General features: G+C 63.8%; 17 protein-coding genes. 4 read left to right on the top strand and 13 right to left on the bottom strand.

The window, feature by feature from the left end:
- Window positions 1-57: 57 nt before the first annotated feature.
- The gene (locus tag AC07VH_RS17415) at window positions 58-3132 is read right to left on the bottom strand and encodes a response regulator (RefSeq protein ID WP_494787644.1); all 3075 of its coding nucleotides are present in this window, start codon (window positions 3130-3132) and stop codon (window positions 58-60) included.
- Between the two features lie 239 nt (window positions 3133-3371).
- Here AC07VH_RS17415 and fnr point away from each other — a divergent pair, with 239 nt between their 5' ends.
- A complete protein-coding gene (gene fnr, locus AC07VH_RS17410; protein ID WP_475417246.1) occupies window positions 3372-4130 on the top strand; it encodes a fumarate/nitrate reduction transcriptional regulator Fnr in 759 nt (252 codons plus the stop codon).
- A 126-nt stretch (window positions 4131-4256) separates the two neighbouring features.
- Here fnr and AC07VH_RS17405 read toward each other — a convergent pair whose 3' ends face one another.
- The 6 genes from AC07VH_RS17405 to ccoN are packed head-to-tail and all read right to left on the bottom strand — an operon-like array spanning window position 4257 to window position 9398.
- Window positions 4257-4781 carry a FixH family protein gene (locus AC07VH_RS17405; RefSeq protein WP_475417245.1) on the bottom strand — a complete coding sequence of 175 codons (525 nt, stop codon included), beginning with the start codon at window positions 4779-4781 and terminating at the stop codon, window positions 4257-4259.
- A gap of 54 nt (window positions 4782-4835) precedes the next feature.
- The gene (ccoG, locus tag AC07VH_RS17400; RefSeq protein ID WP_475417244.1) at window positions 4836-6218 is read right to left on the bottom strand and encodes a cytochrome c oxidase accessory protein CcoG; all 1383 of its coding nucleotides are present in this window, start codon (window positions 6216-6218) and stop codon (window positions 4836-4838) included.
- A 4-nt stretch (window positions 6219-6222) separates the two neighbouring features.
- A complete protein-coding gene (gene ccoP, locus AC07VH_RS17395) occupies window positions 6223-7143 on the bottom strand; it encodes a cytochrome-c oxidase, cbb3-type subunit III (protein ID WP_489629348.1) in 921 nt (306 codons plus the stop codon).
- A complete protein-coding gene (locus AC07VH_RS17390; protein WP_314624960.1) occupies window positions 7136-7339 on the bottom strand; it encodes a cbb3-type cytochrome oxidase subunit 3 in 204 nt (67 codons plus the stop codon). The genes ccoP and AC07VH_RS17390 overlap by 8 nt, the downstream gene beginning before the upstream one ends.
- A 1-nt stretch (window position 7340) precedes the next feature.
- Entirely contained in the window at window positions 7341-7955 is a 615-nt protein-coding gene (ccoO, locus tag AC07VH_RS17385; RefSeq protein ID WP_215410209.1) for a cytochrome-c oxidase, cbb3-type subunit II, read from the bottom strand.
- A 15-nt stretch (window positions 7956-7970) separates the two neighbouring features.
- The gene (ccoN, locus tag AC07VH_RS17380) at window positions 7971-9398 is read right to left on the bottom strand and encodes a cytochrome-c oxidase, cbb3-type subunit I (protein WP_046681775.1); all 1428 of its coding nucleotides are present in this window, start codon (window positions 9396-9398) and stop codon (window positions 7971-7973) included.
- A 246-nt stretch (window positions 9399-9644) separates the two neighbouring features.
- On the opposite strand from ccoN, the gene AC07VH_RS17375 reads away from it, so the two are divergent.
- Genes AC07VH_RS17375 through AC07VH_RS17365 form a run of 3 tightly spaced genes read left to right on the top strand, consistent with a single transcriptional unit; the run spans window position 9645 to window position 13025 of the window.
- Window positions 9645-10151: a T6SS effector phospholipase Tle3 domain-containing protein gene (locus tag AC07VH_RS17375; protein WP_494787645.1), complete on the top strand. Its 507-nt coding sequence runs from the start codon at window positions 9645-9647 to the stop codon at window positions 10149-10151.
- Window positions 10090-11553 carry a T6SS effector phospholipase Tle3 domain-containing protein gene (locus AC07VH_RS17370; protein WP_494787646.1) on the top strand — a complete coding sequence of 488 codons (1464 nt, stop codon included), beginning with the start codon at window positions 10090-10092 and terminating at the stop codon, window positions 11551-11553. Before AC07VH_RS17375 ends, AC07VH_RS17370 begins: the two co-directional genes overlap by 62 nt.
- Window positions 11553-13025 (top strand): virulence factor, encoded by a 1473-nt coding sequence (locus AC07VH_RS17365; RefSeq protein ID WP_494787647.1) that lies wholly within the window; start codon window positions 11553-11555, stop codon window positions 13023-13025. Before AC07VH_RS17370 ends, AC07VH_RS17365 begins: the two co-directional genes overlap by 1 nt.
- Here AC07VH_RS17365 and ccoS read toward each other — a convergent pair.
- The 6 genes from ccoS to AC07VH_RS17335 all read right to left on the bottom strand — a co-directional run bounded on the left by ccoS (window position 13013) and on the right by AC07VH_RS17335 (window position 21842).
- Window positions 13013-13195, bottom strand: a complete 183-nt coding sequence (gene ccoS, locus AC07VH_RS17360) for a cbb3-type cytochrome oxidase assembly protein CcoS (protein WP_100875003.1) — start codon at window positions 13193-13195, stop codon at window positions 13013-13015. The genes AC07VH_RS17365 and ccoS overlap by 13 nt on opposite strands.
- A gap of 2 nt (window positions 13196-13197) precedes the next feature.
- Entirely contained in the window at window positions 13198-15627 is a 2430-nt protein-coding gene (locus AC07VH_RS17355; protein ID WP_494787648.1) for a heavy metal translocating P-type ATPase, read from the bottom strand.
- A gap of 22 nt (window positions 15628-15649) precedes the next feature.
- Window positions 15650-16423, bottom strand: a complete 774-nt coding sequence (locus AC07VH_RS17350; RefSeq protein WP_475417241.1) for a sulfite exporter TauE/SafE family protein — start codon at window positions 16421-16423, stop codon at window positions 15650-15652.
- Window positions 16424-16432: 9 nt separating this feature from the next.
- Entirely contained in the window at window positions 16433-17881 is a 1449-nt protein-coding gene (hemN, locus tag AC07VH_RS17345) for an oxygen-independent coproporphyrinogen III oxidase (RefSeq protein ID WP_475417240.1), read from the bottom strand.
- A gap of 25 nt (window positions 17882-17906) precedes the next feature.
- Window positions 17907-19565, bottom strand: a complete 1659-nt coding sequence (locus tag AC07VH_RS17340; protein ID WP_475417239.1) for a methyl-accepting chemotaxis protein — start codon at window positions 19563-19565, stop codon at window positions 17907-17909.
- A gap of 195 nt (window positions 19566-19760) precedes the next feature.
- The gene (locus tag AC07VH_RS17335) at window positions 19761-21842 is read right to left on the bottom strand and encodes an EAL domain-containing protein (RefSeq protein WP_494787687.1); all 2082 of its coding nucleotides are present in this window, start codon (window positions 21840-21842) and stop codon (window positions 19761-19763) included.
- Window positions 21843-21866 lie beyond the last annotated feature (24 nt).

Below are 21866 nucleotides of genomic sequence, written 5' to 3'. Positions count from 1 at the left end.
CGCAAGCGCGTAATCCGACAAGGTTCCGGGGTCTGACCCCGGTTTTACGTTGCAGGCTTAATCTTTCAGCCTGGACAACCAATCCGCTGCCGCCGCCAGCGCCTGTTCCAGCTCCTGCGCCGTCTGCGCCAGCAGCGCCGGCACCTCGTCGAGCCGGCCCGCATCGATGGCTTCCTCGGTGGCGAAGGCGGCGCGGATCAGGCGTTTCGTGCCCAGGGTGCCGACGGAGCCGCGCACGCCGTGCAGGATGCGCGCCACGTCGCTGTGGCGGCCCGCCTGCAACGCCGTTTCGGCGTCGCGCACGGGCGTCATGCCCTTGTTCAGCGCGTCTTCCACCATGCGCCGCAGCACGCCGCGCCCTTTCGCGTCGCGCCCCATCACGCGCATCAGCGGCGCCATGGAAAACACTTCCTCATCGGCAACGGGCGCCGGCCCTGCCGTCTGCACTGGCGGGCGCTTGGGCAGGTGGCGCAGGATGACTTCCATCATCTCTTCCACCACCACGGGCTTGGCGATGAAATCGCTGATGCCGGCCGTCATGCAGCGTTCGCGCTCGGACGCCAGCACGCCGGCCGTCATGGCGATCACGGGCAGGTTCAAGCGCAGTTCCGTGCGGATAATGTGGGTGGCGCTGAAGCCGTCCATGACGGGCATCTGCATGTCCATCAGCACGATGTCGTAGCGCAGCGCTTCCGTGCGCAGCCGTTCCACGGCTTGCAAGCCGTCGCCCACCACGTCCAGGGTGGCGCCCATGTGTTCGAGGATGCCGCGCGCCACGGCCTGGTTCAGATGGTTGTCTTCCACCAGCAGGAAATGCACGCCGGCCAGCTCCGTGCCCAGCGGCTGGTGCAGGATGCGCTGCTCGCCGCCGTCGTGCTTGGCAATCAGCGCCTGGTGCAGGGCATCGAACAGGCTCGAGCCCGTGATCGGTTTCATCAGCACGACGTCGGCCTCGGCCGCGCTGGAGATTTCCTCCAGGTGGTTGCGGGCGAAGGCGTTGACCATCACCACGATGGGCTGGCGCTGGCCGGCGGCCGCCTGGCGGATGGCCTTGGCCGTGGCCAGGCCGTCCATCACGGGCATGTGCCAGTCGGCCAGCACCACGTCGTACGGTTGCTGCTGCGCCAGGCGTTCGCGGTACAGTTCGATGGCGGCAAAGCCGGAGTCCACTTCGTCGGCCAGCCAGCCCCATGCCTCGATCAGCTTGACGATCAGTTCGCGCGTGGTGCGGTTGTCGTCGGCCACCAGCAGGCGCAGCTGGCCCAGGGTGGGCGTGCGCCGCGTTTCGGCCGGCTGCGCCAGCATGTCGAACGGCACGCTGAACCAGAAGCGGCTGCCCTTGCCTTCGCTGCTGGCGACGGCGATGTCGCCGCCCATCATGTGGATCAGCTGTTTGCTGATGGCCAGGCCCAGGCCCGTGCCGCCGAAGCGCCGCGTGATGCTCTGGTCGCCCTGCGAAAACGCGGCAAACAGCTGCTGTTGCTGCAGTTCCGTCATGCCGATGCCCGTGTCGCGCACTTCGAAGCGTAGCCAGGCGCGCCCGTTCTCTTTCTCGGCCAGGCTGACGGCCACCACCACTTCGCCGCTCTCGGTAAACTTGATGGCGTTGCCGGCCAGGTTGACGAGGATTTGCTGCAGCCGCTGGGCGTCGCCCACGAGGCGGCGCGGCACATCGGGCTCGACGGCAATCGCCAGTTCCAGCTCCTTTTCGCCCGCATTCATGGTCATCGTCGTGGCCAGCGTGTTCATGACCTCGTCGAGGTCGAATTCGACGGGCGACAATTCCATGCGGCGCGCCTCGATCTTCGAATAATCGAGCACGTCGTTGAGGATGCCCAGCAGCGACTGGCCCGCCACGCGCACCATGGTCAGATACTTGCGCTGTTCCGTATCGAGCTTGGTATTGCCCAGCAAATACACCATGCCCAGCACGGCATTGAGGGGCGTGCGGATTTCATGGCTCATGTTGGCCACGAAATCGCTCTTCGCGCGGTTGGCCGCCTCGGCCCGGTCGCGCTCCTGTTCCAGCTCCGCCGCGCGCGATTCGAGTTCCTGCTGCAGCCGGTCGCGTTCGCTCATCAGGCCGTTGAAGGCTTCCGTCAGCTCGCCGATCTCGTCGCGCTGCTGCACGGGAACGGGGGTGAAACGGCTGCCGCTGGTGCGCAGCGCCTGCAGGGTGTCGCGCAGGCGCACCAGGGGCGACAGCAGGCGTACGGTGACCCAGCCCAGCACGGCTGCGGCCAGCAGCGAGGCGAGGATGCTCCACAGCACCAGCCGGTACAGCACGCCGTCGAACGGTTCGAAGGCGTCGTCGAGGGGCAGCGAGGCGGCCAGCAGCCAGTTCACCGATTTCAGGCGCTTGAAGCTGTTGACGGCCGTGATGCCGCGGCTGTTGGTGCTGACCATGCTGCCTTCGCCATCGTCCTTCAGCAGCTGAGTGGTCGTCAGGTTGGCGTTCGGCAGGCGCGGCTGCAGCAAACGGCTGGTATCGGGGTGCAGCACGTAGCGCGGCACGGCGCCGCGCGTGAGGATGAAGTAATAGCCGCTCTTGCCGATCTTTTCCGAGCGCAAACGCCCCAGCAGGTTGTCCTTGTACAGGCGCAGCACGCCGATCACCACGCCGGCCACCTGGCCGTCGGCGGCCAGCACGGGCGCCACCATCTGCACGATGGGCATGCCGCTCGATTTGCCCAGCATCGGCTCGGTGATCATGGGCTGGCGCGTGCGCAGCACGGTCTGGAAATACTCGCGCTCGGCGACGTTGATGCCGGCGCGCCCCGCCACTTCCGGCATGTCGGCCACGACGGCGCCGTGCGCGTCGAGCACCAGCACGTCGTCGAACAGCACCAGCATCGAGCGGCGCGAATAGTATTCGCGCAACTGGGCGGGCTGGGCGATCAGTTCCGGCGGCTGCTGCCGGGCCGTCAGGGTGACGATCTGCAGCAGCATCCCCAGCTTGTCGTCGAGCTCGGCGGCGGTGCGGCTGATCAGGGACGACTGCTGGCTCAGCAGTACCCGGGTGAAATCGTCGCGCATGTGCTGCACCTGGATCATGGTGACCAGCGCGATCATGGCGATCGAGGTCAGGCTGGTGGCCAGCGCGACTTTTGCTTTGATGCCGAGAGGCTTCATGATTTCCTTTTCAGTACCGGGCGGCACAGGCGGCAAATAATGCTGTCAGGAATTTTCCTATCAATACCCCAGCTTGGCAAGCGCCGCCACGCAAATTGCCCTCTCCGCATGGGCTTTTGACGATGTTGCCATATAATTAAAGGCGGGACGTCGTTTATTCGGTGAAATTGCGGTGAAATTGGCACACGGCAACCCTGTATGCAGTAAACTTGTTGTTGCATTTTCTAAAAGGTACCGACATGACTGAAGCGCTACTCACTCCAACCTTGCCCACAGTGACCGTGGAAGCGTTGCGTGCGCGATGCTCGACCTGCAGCATGCATCAATTGTGCCTGCCGATGGGCCTCGATGTGGGCGACATGGACAGGCTGGACCAGATCATCGGCCGCCGCCGCAAGATCGTGCGCGGCGCCTCGCTGTTCCGCATCGGCGACTCGTTCCAGAACCTGTACGCGATCCGCCTGGGCCACTTCAAGACCTACCAGATCAATCCGGGCGGCGAAGAGCAGGTGACGGGTTTCCAGATGGCTGGCGAACTGCTGGGCATGGACGCCATCAGCGCCGACCGCCACCACTGTAATGCGGTGGCCCTGGAAGACAGCGAAGTGTGTGAAATCCCGTTTTCCAGCCTGGAACAATTGCTGGGCAACATGCCGACCCTGCTGCGCCATTTCCACCGCATGATGAGCCAGGAAATCACGCGCGAGCAAAGCGTGATGCTGTTGCTGGGCAATATGCAGGCGACGCAGCGCTTTGCCGCCTTCATCGTCAACCTGGCGTCGCGCTATGAAGCGCGCGGCTATTCGAGCAGTAAATTCCAGTTGCGCATGTCGCGCGAGGAAATCGGCAACTACCTGGGCCTGACCATCGAAAGCGTCAGCCGTTTATTGTCGAAATTCAAGAAGGAAGGCTGGCTGCGCGTCTCCAACCGAGAGATCGAGATCCTGCAGCCGGCGAAATTGAAGGCCATTACGGCCGGCACGGACGTCTGCAAATAACAGCACCGTCAAAACCTACTGCGCGTCGCGCTTTGCGGCCTGCGATGCTCGCTGTGCTCTAGCACAGCTGCGCTTCTCAGCCACAAATCACTGCCGCTCGCTACGGTTTTTTCCCGGCGCTGTACGTTATAGCTCTTCATCCGCGTGCAGCGCGATGCTGCGTTGTAGCGGCCAGGTCCAGATACCGGACAGGCGCCACTCGCGCTTGTCATTTTCCACCAGCACCTGCCAGCGGCTGCGTTCGAGCATCGGCAGCGCCACGGAAAAATTGCCGGCCGCATCGGGCTGCACCAGCAGCTTGATATCCTTTTCCGGCAGGGTCGCATGCGCCAGGTGCAGCAGCAAAGGCCTCTGGTACGCCTTGCCGAAGCTGTGCACGGAACCGCTCAGGCGCGCTGCGGCGACGTCATACGCCAGGGTCGTATCCATGGCCAGGTCGCTGGCGATCGTGTCGCGCTTCAAATCCTGGTTGATGGCCTTGCCCTGCTTGTAATAGTCGCCCACCACCAGCGCATCGGGTTGTGTAAACGCGATATAACCCATGAAGCTGCCGACGACCACGGACAGGCCGGGACCGATCATCAGCAGCCATGGCCAGCGGTGCTTGTACCACGGGGCAACGGGGGCTTGCAGTTTCAGACTGTCGGACATGCTATTTCTCCTGTGTAAATGGCCGGCCCCCATGCGGGGACCGGCCTTCCTGCATTAGCGCGGCACGATGAAGACCGCGCTTTCGCGCACGTGCAGCGACGGGTCGTCCAGCGAGTGCAATTCGATTGCAATCTTGTTCGAACCCTTCTCGCCGACGCCGTGCGGCACGCGCAGGCGGATCGGCCAGCCCAGCGTTTCCGTCGGCTGCAACGTCACTTCCTCGCGTGTCAGCAAGGTCAGGCCCGGCAAGCCGGATGCGCTGATTTTGAAATGCTGGCTTTGCTCGGAGGTGTTCATGATCTGCAGGCGGTAGACGTTTTCGATCATGCCGTCTTCCACTTCGCGTCCCATCGAACCGCGGTCGCGGATCACGTCCATTTTCAGCGGCGTGCGCAGGGCCAGCGAAGTACACACGGCGATGATGATCAGGGCCAGGATGGAAGTGTAGATCAGCACGCGCGGGCGCATGGCGCGCTGGCGGATCTGCTTCGAATTGAAGTTGTTTTCCATCGCATGGTCGGTGCTGTAGCGTATCAGGCCACGCGGCCGTTCGACCTTGTCCATCACGGTATTGCAGGCATCGACGCAGGCGGCGCAGCCGATGCATTCATACTGCAGGCCGTTGCGGATATCGATGCCGGTCGGACACACCTGCACGCACAGGGTGCAGTCGATGCAGTCGCCCAGCTTGTCGTTGTTGCCAGCCTTCTTGCTCATGGCGCCGCGTGGTTCGCCGCGCTTGGCATCGTAGGTGATGATCAGCGTGTCCTGGTCGAACATGGCGCTCTGGAAGCGCGCGTAGGGGCACATGTATTTGCACACCTGCTCGCGCAGCCAGCCTGCGTTGCCGTAGGTTGCCAGGCTGTAGAACAAGACCCAGAACCATTCCCAGGGACCGAAATTGAGGGTGGTCACCTCGCGCGCCAGTTCCTTGATCGGCGTGAAGTAGCCGACAAAGGTAAAGCCCGTCCACAGGGCGATGGCGCCCCAGACCAGGTGCTTGGCCGTCTTCTTGAATGCCTTGCGCACGGAGGGACCCTGCCTGTCGAGGGCCATGCGCGCGCTGCGCGTGCCCTCGATGCGGCGTTCGACCCACAGGAAGATTTCCGTGTATACCGTTTGCGGGCAAGAAAAGCCGCACCATACCCGCCCGGCAATGGCCGTGACGAGGAACAACAAATACGCACAGATGATCAGCAGGGCCGCCAGATAGATGAAATCCTGGGGCCACAGCACGACGCCGAAAATGTAGAACTTGCGCGTGGTCAAATCGAACAGCAGGGCTTGCCTGCCATTCCAGGTCAACCACGGCAAGCCGTAGAACGCGAGCTGGGTAAGCCATACGCATACCCATCGCCAGGTAGCGTAGCGTCCTTTGGCCTCGCGAGGGTAGATTTGCTCGCGGGCCGCATACATCTTGATGACTTGAGGTTCCATTACATCATTTCACGGGCGTCTGGGGATTCGACAGGCTCCAGACATACGCCGACAGCACGTGTACCTTGGATTCGCCGAGGAAATCGCTGAAGGCCGGCATGGTGTTGCTGCGTCCCTTGCGCACGGTTTCCATGATGGTATCGGCGCTGCCGCCGTACAGCCACACCTTGTCCGTCAGGTTAGGCGCACCGAGCATCTGGTTGCCCTTCGCATCGGCGCCGTGACAGGCCATGCAGGCGCCAAACTTGGCCTTGCCCAACACGGACTTGACGGGGTCCGAGGTGGAACCGGACAGGCTCAGCACGTAATGGGCCACGTTCTCGACATCCTTTTCGGAGCCCAGCGCGGCGCCCATCGGCGGCATCTGCCCATTGCGGCCGTGCATGATGGTGGTCTTGATGATGTCGGGTTCGCCGCCATACAGCCAGTCCTTGTCCGTCAGGTTGGGGAAGCCCTTGTTGCCGCGCGCATCCGAACCGTGGCATTGCGCGCAGTAGGTCAGGAACAAACGCTGGCCGATGGCTTGCGCCTGCGGATCGGCCGCCACCGTCTTCAAGTCCTGGCTCAGGTACTTGTTGAACAGGGGACCGTAGTCGGCTTCCGCCTTCTTCAGCTCTTCCTCGTACTGGCCCGTCGATTTCCAGCCCAGGCTGCCGGCGTAGTTGCCCAGGCCCGGATACAGGAACAGGTAGGCCAGCGCGAAGACGATGGTGATGTAGAACAGCCACATCCACCAGCGCGGCATCGGCGTATTGAGTTCCTTCAAGTCCTCGTCCCACACGTGGCCCGTGGTGCCGTCGGCGGGGGCGCCGGCGGCCACTTTCACTTTCGACTGGGAGTACAGCAGCACGCCGCAGCCGATGATGCCCAGCAGGGACAGCACGATGACATAGATATTCCAGAAGCCATTGGTAAAGTCAGCCATGGTTGCGCTCCTTCGCCAGGTTCATTTCGGCCTCGGCCGGATAGTCGAGCGCGTCGTCGGCGAACGGCAGGCGCGCCGCCGCGTCGAAGTCGCTGTTGCTGCGGCTGAACGTCCACCACAGGATGCCCACGAACGTCGTAAAGGAAACCACCGTCATGACGCTGCTGGCGCTGTCAAACAGGTTTTCGATTGCCATGCTAATTCCTTGTTTTGATTAATGTACCGAGGCCTTGCAGATAGGCGACCAGGGCGTCTTCTTCCGTCTTGTCCTGCAGCTGCGCGGGGCCGGCGGCGATTTCCGCATCGCTGTACGGCTGGCCCAGGCGTTGCAGGGCGCGCATCTTCGGCATGATGTCGTCAGGCACCAGCTTGGTCTTCGCCAGCCAGGGGTAGGCCGGCATGTTCGACTCGGGCACCACGTCGCGCGGGTTGTTCAAGTGCGTGCGGTGCCATTCGTCGCTGTAGCGGGCGCCCACGCGGGCCAGGTCGGGACCCGTGCGCTTGGAACCCCACTGGAACGGACGGTCGTAGACGAACTCGCCGGCGACCGAATAGTGGCCATAGCGTTCCGTTTCCGCGCGCAGCGGACGCACCATCTGCGAATGGCAGTTGTAGCAGCCTTCGCGCACGTAGATGTCGCGGCCCGCCAGGCGCAGCGGCGAATACGGCTTCAGGCCGGCGACGGGCTCCGTCGTGCTCTTCTGGAAGAACAGGGGAACGATCTCGACGGCGCCGCCGATGCTGATCACCACCGTGACCAGGGCGATCAGCAGCCAGGGGTTTCTCTCAATCCATGCATGTGAAAATTTCATTTGCTTTTGCTCCTATCAGGCGTGCGCCGCGTTCAGTTCCGGAATGCGGGCGACGGGGAGTTTGCTGCCGCGCAAGGTCATCCAGGTGTTGTAGCCCATGATGCACATACCCGACAGGTACAGCAGGCCACCGGCCACGCGCACCACGTAGTACGGATACGTCGCTTTCACGCTCTCGACAAAGGTGTAGGTCAGGGTGCCGTCCGGATTGACCGCGCGCCACATCAGGCCTTGCATCACGCCGGCGATCCACATTGCCGCGATGTACAGCACGATGCCGATGGTGGCTACCCAGAAGTGCACGTCGACCAGGCGCGTGCTGTGCATCTGCGTGCGGCCCGCCAGGCGCGGCAGCAGGTAGTAGATCGAACCCATGGTGATGAAGCCCACCCAGCCCAGGGCGCCCGCATGCACGTGGGCAACGGTCCAGTCGGTGTAGTGCGACAGCGAGTTGATGGTCTTGATCGACATCATCGGACCTTCGAAGGTGGCGATGCCGTAGAACGACAGCGAGACGATCATGAATTTCAGGATCGGGTCGGTGCGCAGCTTGTGCCAGGCGCCCGACAGGGTCATGATGCCGTTGATCATGCCGCCCCAGCTTGGTGCCAGCAGGACCAGCGAGAAGACCATGCCGATCGATTGCGTCCAGTCAGGCAAGGCCGTGTAGTGCAGGTGATGCGGGCCCGCCCACATGTAGGTGAAGATCAGCGCCCAGAAGTGGACGATCGACAAACGGTACGAGTACACGGGGCGCTCGGCCTGTTTCGGGATGAAGTAGTAGACCATGCCCAGGTAGCCGGCGGTCAGGATGAAGCCCACCGCGTTATGGCCGTACCACCACTGGATCATGGCGTCCTGCACGCCCGCATACGCGGAATACGACTTGGTGAACGAGGCAGGCATGACGGCGCCATTGACCACGTGCAAGATCGTCACGGCCAGGATGTAGGCGCCGAAGAACCAGTTGGCCACGTAGATGTGCTTGACCTTGCGCTTGATCAGGGTGCCGAAGAAGACGATGGCGTAGGCGATCCAGACGACGGCGATGAGGATGGCGATAGGCCATTCCAGCTCGGCGTATTCCTTGCCGCGGGTCAGGCCCATGGGCAGGCTGACGACCGCGCACAGGATCACGGCTTGCCAGCCCCAGAAGGTGAAGGCGGCCAGCTTGTCGGAAAACAGGCGCACCTGGCAGGTGCGTTGCACCACGTAGTACGAGGTGGCGAACAGGCCGCAGATGCCGAAGGCGAAAATCACCGCATTCGTGTGCAGCGGACGCAGACGCCCGTATGTCAGCCATGGTATGTCGAGGTTCAGGGCAGGCCAGGCCAGCTGAGCGGCGATGATAACGCCAACCAGCATGCCGATGATGCCCCATACCACAGTAGCGACCGCGAATTGCTTCACGATCTTGTAGTTATAGTTCAGCGATTGATCCACAAAGACTCTCCCTGGAATTACTATTTATGATGGTGGCCAGAGAGTAAGTGTTTGACCGCGAAAAAACTTTGATGTGGATCAAAATTCCCCGGATGAAATAAGCGTAGCGAACTGGCATCGAAATAAAGTGATATTCCGGTCAAAAAAGCCATGCAAGATCCCTGCAACAGCTGGCTTGACATGGCGTAAAACGTGCATGGAAGCAATGACTTACAGTGGCTTGTCCAGACACGCCCAAGGCCCGCCATGGAAGACCCCGAACGCCGCGACCCGTTTGATGCCCAGGTGGACCTGGTCGTCGGCAAGGCCGAGGGCACGACCCTGTTCAGTCACTGCCTGCTCGATTGCCTGCAGCAGATGCCTTCGCCGGGCATCGTCATCTTCGTGCATGGCGTCAATTCCGACGGCGAGTGGTACGGCGCGGCCGAAGCCGGCTTGTGCCAAGGCCTGAACACGCGCATGAAGCGCTGCGACGAGCACATGGCGCATGCCACGGCGCAGGCGGGGCAGCTGACGCCGGTGGGCTATCGGAGCGAACTGAGCGATGACGGCTATGTCGATCCCGACTACACGGCTGCCACCTTCATCGGGCCGCCAGCGCATTTCTCGCCCGTGATCCAGTTCCGCTGGGGCGACAAGGCCAGCGACAGGGAATTGCAGCAATATGGCGATTCGGTCTACCTGAACGAACATGCTGGTTTGTCACAGCCAGGGCAATATGGTGGGCATGGCGGCCGCATTTCTGGGCAATAAGATGGCCAAGGTGCAGGATGCGGCAGGCAAAAGCGGGCGCTGCGTGGCCGATACCTATGTCTTGTGCAACCCGCCCTACAGCCTGTTGCGCAGAAACGATACGGAAGGCTGGCTGCAGGGGCAGGTCAGGGATGTCGATGGCAATGTGGGCCGGCAGAGCGGCGAGGCGCGCCGCAAGACCCTGGCGGCGTTTTTCGACATCGTGCGCGGCCAGGCCACGGAGCCGCCCATGTCTGCCGCGCTGGCGGACATGGCCGCCAACGTGCGCCATGATTTCACCCTGGACAAGGACAGGGCCGCCTATGCCTGCGGCCCGCAGCCCACGACGCGCGGTCGCGTCACCCTGTATTGCAATCCGCACGACCAGGTGATTTCCGCCACGCCCATCCAGGGCATGGGCTGGTTGGGTCTGAGCGCCGAAGAGATCAAGGCCACGCGCGGCGCCGGCGTGTTTACTCAGCGCGTGTTTGCGCAAGGCTTTCCCGTTGGCCAGCACGGCGATTATGACTATTGGAGCAATCACTATCGCCAGCCCGCGCGGGGCAGCGCCGATTTCTGGCATCCCCGTTCGCCGATTTCCAGATACGACCCGGACAAGGGCATGCGCGCCAGTACCAGCGCGGCCGGAAAGGCGGGGACCGTGCGCACGGCCTCCGCCATGTCGGCCCTCATGAAGATGCTGAAGACGCCCATCAATGCCGTGCCGCCGGACGACTGGCGCATCCCCGTGACGGCGCCCGCCTTGCCGGAAGTGTTTACACCGCAGGCCGTGCGCTTTGGCGTACCTAGTCCGCAGTTCGACCAGAATCTCGATCCGCCCGGCACGCATCGCCATGCGGGCAAGGCACGTCAGAAAGGCGAGCCGTATGCCGATACAAGCGTGGGCGGCACGCCGCAGGGCGACCGCAATACCGAGGCGGCACTGCGCTACGAAGACCATGCCCGCCTGCGCATGAAGGCCCGCCGCGGGAAGCTCGACGGCCTTGACGGCAAGGCGATGATGGAAGACGACCTGTCCACGGCCACGCCGGAATATTTGCAATGGCGCAAGCAGGAAATCCAGGGGCAACTGGCGGCCACCTGCGACACGCATGCGACCGACCACTCCACCATCCTGAGCAATCCCCGGCATGCGGAAATGGCGCTGGCGTATGACGTGGCGATTGCGGTGTGTCATATCGGTGAGGAGGCGATGCGGGAATTGAGAGTGATTGCGGATTGGCGATTGTTGAAGGAGTTGGAAAAAAAGGGTAATTCAAACAGAATTTTTCTTGAATATTTCAAGCTTGGTTTGTTTAAAAAAAAGCCGTTATTGGAGTGGGTTCAAAGTGATGGCAGCGCTGGAAGCATGCCGCCCGAGATAGTGGATGAGCGCATGTACAAGCGCCGGGAGACCACCTGATGCGTAACTTGATTGCTACCTTTCCGCGCAGGCTGGGCTGGAGCATATTTGTTTTCAGTCTTGCGTCTGGTATTGCACTCTGGTCTGTATTGCAGGCCCCGCCAGTCGACGTTCCTCTTGAAGAAGGATTGCTGATGAAACGACTATTGTTGATGCCAGCCCTGCTGGCGCTTGGCGTGCTTTTTCTGACCTCGGCCTGCGCCAGCAAGGTTCCGGTCGCGGCACCGGTTGCCGCCGTCATCCCTGCTGCGCCCGCGCAGCCGTACATGGCGCAGGTGGTGGGTGTGCAGTGGCTCAATCCCCTGCAGCGGCGCGATTATCCGACCGAATGGCAATTGCTGTGGACGCTGGGCCTGGCCAAGCCGAACAAGGACGATAGCAAAGTGAAAGAGAATCCTGTGCGTTTTGGCAAGGTGCAATCGATCGGCATGATTGCTTCTGGCAACAAGGGGCGGGAAACATTCAATGGATATCATGAAAAGTATGTGGAGGAATTGATCACGCTGTTTCATGATATTTATTTCTCGAGCGAAGAATATTTTTATAACGCCCATTCGTTGACTGATAAATCCACGCGCCGTGAATTGGCCGGCATCCATGTTGAATATGCCCTACCGGCCGGGCGGCTTGATCCCGTGGAAGCGGCGGAATATTTGCGCGAGGAGATTGTCGATACCTTCAGCATCGGCAACCCCCATTTCCCCGATTCCTGGACCACGGCCACGCCGCCCGACGTGCGCGTCACCCTGGGCGGCGCCAACGCGGGTTTTACGTCCCTGGCAGCGGGGTTGTCTTACCTGCAGGCCAATCCCGACAAGACGGTGTGGGTGATGAACTGGGATGCGCCCAGTTATCCGCCCAGGGATGAGCAGATCAATGAAAACATGGTCCTGCTGGTGCTGGCCGGTCCCGGCTACAAGACGGAGCGCGCGCCGCTGGCGTGGCTGGGCTTTCCCGCCACGTGCAAGGTCGCCGATTTCACTGCCGGCAAGGGCGCTTCCCCGCGCACCGTGCAGGCGTGGAGCGCTGCCATCGACGCTGCCGCCCGGAACGCGCAACTGGCCGACAGTGCCATCGGCTACGTCATCCACGATGCGGGCAGCAGCTATCCTGTTTCGTCGGAGCGCATTGGCCCGCTGGCTCAAAGTCTGACGCAGCAATTGCCCGATTTCGATTTCAACAAGCAGACCTTCAACATGCCGGCGCTGCTGGGTGAAACGGGCGCCGGCACGGCGCTGACCAACGTGGCGCTGGCCATCGGTTATGCCAACCACGTGGGCCGGCCCGTGCTGGTGGCGGGCAGCAGCGACAGCGAGAGCGCGACTGCCGTGGTGGTGGCGCCGCCGGCCGTCTTGCGGCCCATCGACCACGAGCAGCCGTGGTTCCGCGCGCGCGGCGGCAATACCGTGTTCTTGCCGTGGTGGGGCCGGCGCTTCGATGCGCGGCCGGGGTCGCAAGGCTATTCGCGCTGAGGCGCGGGCGGGGCGGCCGCTTCCGGCGGCGTGTCGTCATCCTGCAGCACGCGCAGGCCCGGTCCGACGAGGTCGTCGAACTGGCCGCTGTCCGAAGCCGTGAAATACACCCACAGGGCGATAAAGACGACCACGACGCTCAAGGGGATGAGGAGATACAGTGCTTCCATGTTCAGGCTTTCCGCAGGCGCAGGGCGTTGGCGATGACGACCGCCGAGCTGGCAGCCATGCCGACGCCGGACAGCCAGGGGTTCAAAAAGCCCAGCGCGGCGGCCGGGATGGCCGTCAGATTGTACAGCGTGGCCCAGCCCAGGTTTTCGCGGATGATGCGCATGCTGCGCGCCGCCGTCCTGGCCGTGTCGAGCACGGAAAGCAATTGGCTCGACAGCAGCACCGTGTCCGCATGCGCCTGCGCCAGCGCGGCGCCGGAACCCATGGCGAAGGACACGTCGGCGCCGCTCAGCACGGCGGCGTCGTTGATGCCGTCGCCCACCATCGCCACGACGGCGCCCGTCGCCTGCAATTGCTGCACGAAATCGAGCTTTTCATCGGGCAGGCATTCGCCGCACGCCGTGTTGATGCCCAGTTCCGTCGCCACGCTTTGCGTCAGCGCTTCCTGGTCGCCGCTGAGCAGCACGACCTGCTTGCCGCGCCGCTGGAAATACGCGACCACGTCGCGCGCCTCGGGGCGCAGCGCATCGCTGAGCAGGAAACGCGTCAGCCACCGGCCCTGCGTGCCCAGGTACAGCGGCGTCATGCCCTGCATGCCGACGGCCGTGTCGCCCAGCGGCGGCCCCGCGATGGCGGCGACAAAGGCCGCATTGCCCAGGCGGTAGCGCACGCCGTCGACGACGCCCTCCAGGCCCTGGCCCTGCACTTCCTGTAATTGTTCCGCATGCATGCGCGGCGTTTCTCCCGCTGCTGCCAGGATCGCCTGCGCCAGCGGATGGGCGCTGCCCGCTTCCAGCACGGCGGCCACCTGCAGGCAGTCGTCTTCCGCCATGCCGCCCAGGCCCTCGATCTGCCGCAGCACGGGCCGGCCCAGGGTCAAGGTTCCCGTCTTGTCGAAGACGATGTGGGTGGCGCGGTGCAGGGTTTCCAGCACGTGCGGCTGGACGATCAGCACGCCGCGCCGCAGCAGGCTGTCGGTGGCGGCCGCCAGCGCCGTCGGCGTGGCGAGAGACAGCGCGCAGGGGCAGGACACGACCAGCACGGCGATGGCCACGGGCCACGCCTGCGACGGCTCGTGCCAGCTCCAGAAGGCGAACACGGCGACGGCAAACAGCAGCAGGCCCAGCACGAACCAGGCCGCGACCTTGTCGGCCCACTGCGCGATCTGCGGCTTGCCGCTGCCGGCCCGTTCGATCAGTTTCAACAGGTCCGACAGGGTGCTGTCGCGCGCCGGCTTCAGCACGCGCAGGATCAATGCCGCGCTGGCGTTGATGGCCCCGCCCGGCACCCGCTCGCCCGTCTTGCGGCGCTGCGCCGCGCTCTCGCCCGTCAGCAGCGATAAATCGAGCGCGCTCGTGCCTTCGATGATGACGCTGTCGGCGGCGATCGCCTCGCCCGGTTTCACCAGGATGATGTCGCCGACGGCCAGGCTGCCGGCCGGCACCAGGGTGGTGGCGCGGTTGTCGGGGAAGTCCGCCATCAGCGAGGCGGACGCGGGCAAGGCATGCTGCAGCCGCTCCAGTGCGGAAGCGGCCTTGCGGCGCGCCTGCAGCTCGAAATAGCGGCTGCACAGCAGCAGGAAGATGAACATCGTGGCCGAGTCGTAATACACCTCGCCGCGGCCCGTGAAGGTCGCCACCACGCTGCCGAAGAAGGCCGCCAGGATGCCCAGCGCCACAGGCACGTCCATGCCCAGGGTGCGCGCGCGCAGGCTGGCCCAGGCGCCCTGGAAGAACGGCATGGCCGAATAGCAGATGGCCGGCAAGGTCAGGAGCAGGCTGGCCCAGCGCATCAGGCTGGCCATATTCTCGTCCAGCGTGCCGTCCTCGGCGGCCAGGTAGGACGGCGCCACGTACATCATCACCTGCATCATCGACAGGCCGGCCACGAACAGCTGGCGGCCCAGGGTCTTGCTGGCCTTTTGCAGGCGCTCGCCATGGCGCACGGCGTCATACGGATAGGCCGTGTAGCCGACTTGCCGCACGGCCTGCAGGATGTCGCCCGGCTCGCACTGCGCGCGGCTCCAGCGCACGTACAGGCGCTCGGTGGCGACGTTCAGGCTGGCCGCCTGCACGCCGGGCAAACGCGTCAGCTGGCGTTCGATCAGCCAGACGCAGGCGGCGCAGCGGATGCCTTCGACAGAGAGCGTTGCTTCGCAGCTGCTGGCGTCGCGCGCGAATTGCGCGTCGTCATTGCTGTACAAACGCAGTTCGGGCGGCACCATGGTGGCGTCAGCCGCGTTGACGGCGTATTCGTCGCGGTCGCGGTAGTAGGCGCTCTGGCCGATGTCGACGATGGTTTGCGCCACCGCTTCGCAGCCGGGGCAGCACATGGCGCGCGGCACGTCGTCGATGGTGACGAGCCAGTTGGAGCCGGCCGGGACGGGCAAGCCGCAATGGAAGCAGGCGGAGGGTTGTAAAACTGCATTCATAGGTTTGTTTTCATGCGTCTTTTCATGGATGGCCCGTGACGCACAGGGCGTCGAGCCAGCCCAGCGACACGCCATTCGCGGCGCGCAGCAGGCCCAGCAGGCCAAAGCCCAGCACCAGCACGCCGCTGGCGATGCGCACGGGACGGCGCTGCATCTGTGCGCGCAGGCGCGTGCCCAGCAGTCCCATGCCCAGCAGGGTGGGCAGGGTGCCCAGGCCGAAGGCGGCCATGGCGGCCGCGCCGCTCAGGGCCGAGCCTTGCATCATGGCCGTCAGCAGGGCGCTGTAAACCATGCCGCACGGCACCCAGCCCCACAGGCCGCCCACGGCCAGCGCCTTTAGAGGGGTATCCATCGGCATCAGCGGTTTCAGCAGGGGGCGCACGCGGCGCCAGACGACATTTCCCGCCGCTTCCAGGCGGGCCAGGCCGCGCCAGGCATCCATCAGGTACAGGCCCAAAGCCACCAGCATCAGGTTGGCCAGCCAGTAGCCGGCCACTTGCAGGGACGCCATGTGCAGCATGCCCGCGCCCGCCAGGCTGCCGGCCAGGGCGCCGGCCAGCATGTAGCTGCCTATGCGCCCGCCGTTGTAGGCCAGCACGCGCAGCACATTGGCTTGCACGGTTGTCTGCAATGCCGGGCGCGCCACGGCGATGGCGATCACCGGGCGGGCCGGCGCCGCCGCTGCGCCGCCGCCGCTGATCGACAGGGCGCCCACGATGCCGCCGCACATGCCGATGCAGTGCACGCTGCCGGCCAGGCCGACCAGGAACATGGGCACGAGGCTGAGGGCGTTCATCGGGCGGCGTTACACCGTTTTCGAGTAGCGCAGCGGCTGCACCGCGTCCGGCGTGGCGTTGGCGCGCGCCAGGGTCAGGTAGCGGTCGAAGACCATGCAGATATTGCGGATCAGCAAGCGCCCTTTCGGCGTCACCGTCAGCCAGTCTTCCTCGATGACGAGCAAGCCGTCGCGCGCCAGTTCGCGCAGCTTTTCCAGCTCGGCGGCGAAATAGCTGCGGAATTTCACGGGATGCGCCTGCTCGATGGTGGCGATCGACAATTCGAAATTGCACATCAGCATCTGGATGATGATGCGGCGCAATAAATCGTCCGTATCGAGCTTGATGCCGCGCGCGATCGGCAGCACGCCTTCGTCGAGCTTTTCGTAGTAGGCGTCCAGCGTCTTTTCATTCTGGCTGTAGACGGCGCCGACGGAACTGATGGCCGACACGCCGCAGGCGATCAGGTCCGCTTCCGCGCGCGTCGAGTATCCCTGGAAATTGCGGTGCAAGCGGCCCTGGCGCTGCGCCACGGCAAGGTCGTCCGTCGGCTTGGCGAAATGGTCCATGCCGATGTAGACGTAGCCGGCGGCCGTCAGGCGCGCGATGCACAGGCCCAGCATGGCCAGCTTGGTGGCGCTGTCGGGCATGTCGGCGTCAAGGATGCGGCGCTGCGGCTTGAACAGGTGCGGCATGTGCGCGTAGTGGTACAGGGCGATGCGGTCGGGGCTGGCGTTGATCACCTTGCGCAGGGTTTCCGTCATCGTCTCCAGGCTTTGCTTGGGCAGGCCGTAGATCAGGTCGATGCTGATCGAGCGGAAGCCGGCGTCGCGCGCCGCCTGCATGATGGCCACCGTTTCCGCTTCCGGCTGGATGCGGTTGACGGCCTTTTGCACGTCGGCGTCGAAATCCTGCACGCCCAGGCTGATGCGGTTGAAACCTTGCGCGCGCAGCGAAAATACGCGTTCGCGCGACACGGTGCGCGGGTCGATCTCGATCGAATATTCGCCGTCTTCATCGGAGGCGAACTCGAAATGCTGGCGCAGGTGCGCCATCAGTTCGTCCATCTGCTTTTCGCTCAGGTAGGTGGGCGTGCCGCCGCCGAAGTGCAATTGCTCGATCTGGTTCATGCCGGCAAACAGCTTGCCCTGCATGGCGATTTCCTGCTTCAGGTAGCTGAGGTAGGTGGCGGCCTTGCTGCGGTCTTTCGTGATGATCTTGTTGCAGGCGCAGTAGTAGCACAGGGTGTCGCAGAACGGCACGTGCACATACAGCGACAGCGGACGGCGGCCGCCGCGCATGCGCAGCGCGGCCAGCGCTTCGAGGAAATTGCCGTAGCCGAAGTCGGCATTGAAACGGTCGGCCGTCGGGTACGACGTGTAGCGGGGGCCGGACTGGCTCATCTTGCCGATGATGACCGGGTCGAATTCGACGACGGCGTCCAAGTCGGCGGAAGCACTGCTGAGGAGTGTAGGCATGATGTGTTTGTATGTCTTGAAAGGTTTAGGCGGCCAGGCGTTTCATGGCGGGTTTGCCGGCGTTCGCGGCACCCGATTTGCCGCCGGGCATGGCGACGCGGCGCGGGGGCGGCATCTTGCCGAAATTGAACAGGCTCACGGCTTGCGACAGGCTGGCTGCTTCTTCCGCCAGGCGCGTGGCGGCCGCGGCGGCTTCTTCCACCAGGGCCGCGTTCTGCTGCGTCACCTGGTCCATGTGGGCGATGGCCTGGTTGACCTGGTCGACGCCGATGCTCTGTTCGCGCGAGGCGATGGAAATTTCCTGCATGATGGCCGTCACCTGCTTGACGGAGCTGACCACCTGCTCCATGGTGGCGCCCGCGCGGTTCACCTGCAGCATGCCGGCGCCCACCTTGCCGACGGAAATTTCGATCAGCTGCTTGATGTCCTTGGCCGCCACGGACGAGCGCTGCGCCAGGTTGCGCACTTCGCCCGCCACCACGGCAAAGCCCCTGCCCTGCTCGCCGGCGCGCGCCGCTTCCACGGCCGCGTTCAGGGCCAGGATGTTGGTCTGGAAGGCGATGCCTTCGATCAGGCCGATGATGTCGACGATCTTCTTCGACGAGGTATTGATGTCGTCCATGGTGGTGATGACTTCGGAAACGATCTCGCCGCCCTGCACGGCCACTTTCGAGGCGGCCACGGCCAGCTCATTCGCCTGCACCGAGTTGTCCGCGTTCTGTTTCACGGTCGACGAGAATTCCTCGATGCTCGAGGCCGTCTCTTCCAGGCTGGCCGCCTGCGATTCCGTGCGGCCCGACAGGTCCATATTGCCGACGGCGATCTGCTTGGTGGCCACGGCCATGGTTTCCACGTTGATGCGCACGTCGCGGATGGTGGCGATCAGGTTGCTGTTCATCTGTTGCAGCGCGCGCAGCAGCTGGCCCATTTCATCCGTGCTGTCCGTTTCAAAACTGCCCGACAGGTCGCCGGCGGCAATCGCCCGCGCGCCGTTCAGGGCCTTGCCCAGCGGCTTGAGCACGGACATGCGCAAGGTGTACCAGAGGAAAACGTTGATCAGGAAGCCGAACAGGGTGGCGCCGAAGATGGCGTAATTGGTGATCTTGCCGCCGCTGGCGAACAGGCTGATGACGCACACCAGCAGTTGCAGGCAGTTGACGATGGAGGTGGCGGCCCAGATGCGCAGGTTGAGCGACATGTGCGTCAGGTTGTGCAGCAGGTGCGCCAGGCCCGGGCGCACGATCTGCCCGTGCTTGATGACGATGTTGCCGCCTTCCTTGTTGCGGATGGCCGCGTAGGCTTCCTCGGCCGCCTTGACCTGGTCCTTGTCGGCCTTCACGCGTACCGACATGTAGCCGATGGTCTTGCCCGCTTCGCGGATGGGCGTGACGTTGGCGCGCACCCAGTAGAAATCGCCGTTCTTGCAGCGGTTCTTGACCAGGCCCGTCCACGGCGTGCCGGCCTGGATCGAGGCCCACAGGTCGGCAAACGCTTCGGCCGGCATGTCCGGGTGGCGCACGATGTTTTGCGGTGAACCGAGCAGTTCTGCCTCGCTGAAGCCGCTGACCTGGCTGAAGTACGGATTCACGTAGACGATATTGCCGTTCATATCCGTTTTCGACACGATGGCCTGGTCGTCCTGGACGAGGACTTCACGGTTAGTCACTGGCAAATTTTGTCGCATGGTCGCGGCTTCCTGATCGGTTAAATGAGCAATTGGTGAGTAAGACTTGCACGATTGCAAGAATGGAGATCAGTGTAAGGAGTCGCCTGCGCAAATTTATTGATGTAGATCAAAATCCTCCAGATTGGTCGTGCTTGTACGCATTTAGCGATAGCAATGCGGCATTGTTTTAAAGGTACTGGTTGCCGGCGGCGGCTAATCCACGCCCGCCGTCAGGGGCCGCAGGCTGCCCACGGCGTAGCCTTGCGCGTAGTCGATGCCCAGTTCGCGGATGATGGCCAGGGTGGCGTCGTCTTCCACGTATTCGGCCACCGTTTGCAGGCCCATCACGTGGCCCACTTCATTGATGGCCTTGACCATGGCGCGGTTGATGGCATTGGTGGCGATGTCGCGCACGAAGACGCCGTCGATCTTCAGATAGTCGACGGGCAGGGCCTTCAGGTAGCCGAACGAGGAAAAGCCGCTGCCGAAGTCGTCGAGCGAGAAGCGGCAGCCCATGGCCTTGAGCTGGCGCATGAACACTTGCGCCTTGGGCAGGTTGGCGATGACGGCCGTTTCCGTGATCTCAAAGCAGATTTGCTCGGGCGCAATCGCGAATTGCACGAACTGCTCGGTGATGTAGTCGTGCAAGCCCGTGTCGGCCAGCGACATGCCCGACAGGTTGACGGAATACAGGGCCGGTGCGCGGCGCCGGCTTTCGGCCAGCGCCTCGAGCGGCGGCAGGCTGTCGCGCACGCTCTGGATATGCGCGCAGACGGCGCGGATGACCCAGCGGTCGATGGACAGCATCATGTCGTAGCGTTCGGCGGCCGGGATGAAGGCGCCGGGCAGGATCAGGTCGCCCTTGCTGTTGCGGATGCGGATCAGCACTTCGTCGTGGTGTTCCGGATTGTCGCGCAGGTGCACGATGGGCATGGCGTACAGGCGGAAATATTCGTGCGTGAACGCTTCGTTCAGGCGTGAAATCCACAGCATTTCGCCATGCCGCTGCGCCAGCATGACGTCGGACTCCTGATACACGTGCAGGCGGTTGCGGCCCTGCTCCTTGGCCAGGTAGCAGGCCTGGTCGGCGGCGCTCAGCAGCTCGCTCATGGATTTGCTGTCCTGGTTGATTTCCACGATGCCGATGCTCACGCCCAGCTCGAAGCTGCGTTCATCCCAGGCGAAGCGGAATTCGCGGATGGATTGGCGCAGCTGTTCGCCGATCTGGCGCGCGTGCTCGAGCGGACAGTGCGGCAGCAGCACGCCCAGTTCGTCGCCGCCCAGGCGCGCCAGGATGTCGCTGTCGCGCATGCGGCCCTGCAGCATCTTCGCCAGCAGCTGCAGCAGCACGTCGCCGGCGCCGTGGCCGCAGGTGTCGTTGATGACCTTGAACTGATCCAGGTCCAGGTACAGCAGCGCATGCGTGTGGCCGTCCTGCTTGGCCGTGTGCAGGGCACCGGCCACCAGGTGCTCGAATTCGCGCCGGTTGATCAGGCCCGTCAGGGCGTCGTGCGTGGCTTGCCACGACAGCTGCTGGCTCAGCTTGCGTTCGTGGCTGACGTCGCGAAACACGACGACGGCGCCGAGGATCTCGCCGTCGCGCGACCAGATCGGCGCGGCCGACTCCTCGATGGCGATGCGCCGGCCTTCGCGCGTGACCAGTTGCGAGCGGGGGGAAATGCCGATGGCCTGGCGCTGTTGCAGGCAGCGCATGGCCACGTGCTCGAGCGCTTCGCCCGTGCGTTCGTCGGCCAGCGGCATGGTCTGGCCGATGTCCATGCCCCGCGCCATGTCGCTGCTCCAGCCCGTCAACTGTTCGGCCACCCGGTTCAGGTAGCGCGTCTTGCCCTGCGGATCGGTGGTGATGACGCCGTCGCCGATGGAGCTGAGCGTCACTTCGGCCAGTTCCTTGCGCTCGGCGATCATCAGCTCGCGCGCCATGTGCTCGGTGATATCCCAGATGATGCCCAGGGTGCGTTCGGGATGCCCGGCGTCATCCATGAACACTTGCGCCTTGGCCGCCAGCCAGTGTTCGCTGCCGTCGGGCCAGACGACGCGGTATTGCAGGGCGTAGCCTTCGCGCCGGCGCACGCCGTCCTGCAGCACTTTGATCACCTTGTCGCGGTCGCCGGCGTGCACGCAGTCGAGAAAGGCGCGGAACGGCTGCGTCAGCGGGCGTTCTTCCAGGCCCAGCAAGGCAGCGCCCTTGGCCGACCAGCTGACCGTGCCGTCGATGACCTGGCCATCGACGATGCGCGAATCCCAGATCGCCATGTGCGCCGCCTCCAGTGCCATCTGCAAACGTTTCTGCTGGTCGCC

The sequence above is a fragment of the Janthinobacterium sp. GW821-FHT03C10 genome, from assembly GCF_059420865.1.
This window is presented reverse-complemented; position numbering and strand designations above follow the sequence as displayed.

What these genes read in the sequence shown, in the direction of transcription:
- AC07VH_RS17415 (WP_494787644.1), bottom strand. Translation starts at nt 3,132, where the DNA reads ATGAAGCCTCTCGGCATCAAAGCAAAAGTCGCGCTGGCCACCAGCCTG.
- AC07VH_RS17365 (WP_494787647.1), top strand. Translation starts at nt 11,553, where the DNA reads ATGCGTAACTTGATTGCTACCTTTCCGCGCAGGCTGGGCTGGAGCATA.
- ccoS (WP_100875003.1), bottom strand. Translation starts at nt 13,195, where the DNA reads ATGGAAGCACTGTATCTCCTCATCCCCTTGAGCGTCGTGGTCGTCTTT.
- AC07VH_RS17375 (WP_494787645.1), top strand. Translation starts at nt 9,645, where the DNA reads ATGGAAGACCCCGAACGCCGCGACCCGTTTGATGCCCAGGTGGACCTG.
- AC07VH_RS17340 (WP_475417239.1), bottom strand. Translation starts at nt 19,565, where the DNA reads ATGCGACAAAATTTGCCAGTGACTAACCGTGAAGTCCTCGTCCAGGAC.
- fnr (WP_475417246.1), top strand. Translation starts at nt 3,372, where the DNA reads ATGACTGAAGCGCTACTCACTCCAACCTTGCCCACAGTGACCGTGGAA.
- AC07VH_RS17350 (WP_475417241.1), bottom strand. Translation starts at nt 16,423, where the DNA reads ATGAACGCCCTCAGCCTCGTGCCCATGTTCCTGGTCGGCCTGGCCGGC.
- AC07VH_RS17405 (WP_475417245.1), bottom strand. Translation starts at nt 4,781, where the DNA reads ATGTCCGACAGTCTGAAACTGCAAGCCCCCGTTGCCCCGTGGTACAAG.
- AC07VH_RS17390 (WP_314624960.1), bottom strand. Translation starts at nt 7,339, where the DNA reads ATGGCAATCGAAAACCTGTTTGACAGCGCCAGCAGCGTCATGACGGTG.
- AC07VH_RS17370 (WP_494787646.1), top strand. Translation starts at nt 10,090, where the DNA reads ATGCTGGTTTGTCACAGCCAGGGCAATATGGTGGGCATGGCGGCCGCA.
- ccoG (WP_475417244.1), bottom strand. Translation starts at nt 6,218, where the DNA reads ATGGAACCTCAAGTCATCAAGATGTATGCGGCCCGCGAGCAAATCTAC.
- ccoP (WP_489629348.1), bottom strand. Translation starts at nt 7,143, where the DNA reads ATGGCTGACTTTACCAATGGCTTCTGGAATATCTATGTCATCGTGCTG.
- ccoO (WP_215410209.1), bottom strand. Translation starts at nt 7,955, where the DNA reads ATGAAATTTTCACATGCATGGATTGAGAGAAACCCCTGGCTGCTGATC.
- AC07VH_RS17335 (WP_494787687.1), bottom strand. Translation starts at nt 21,842, where the DNA reads ATGGCACTGGAGGCGGCGCACATGGCGATCTGGGATTCGCGCATCGTC.
- AC07VH_RS17355 (WP_494787648.1), bottom strand. Translation starts at nt 15,627, where the DNA reads ATGAATGCAGTTTTACAACCCTCCGCCTGCTTCCATTGCGGCTTGCCC.
- hemN (WP_475417240.1), bottom strand. Translation starts at nt 17,881, where the DNA reads ATGCCTACACTCCTCAGCAGTGCTTCCGCCGACTTGGACGCCGTCGTC.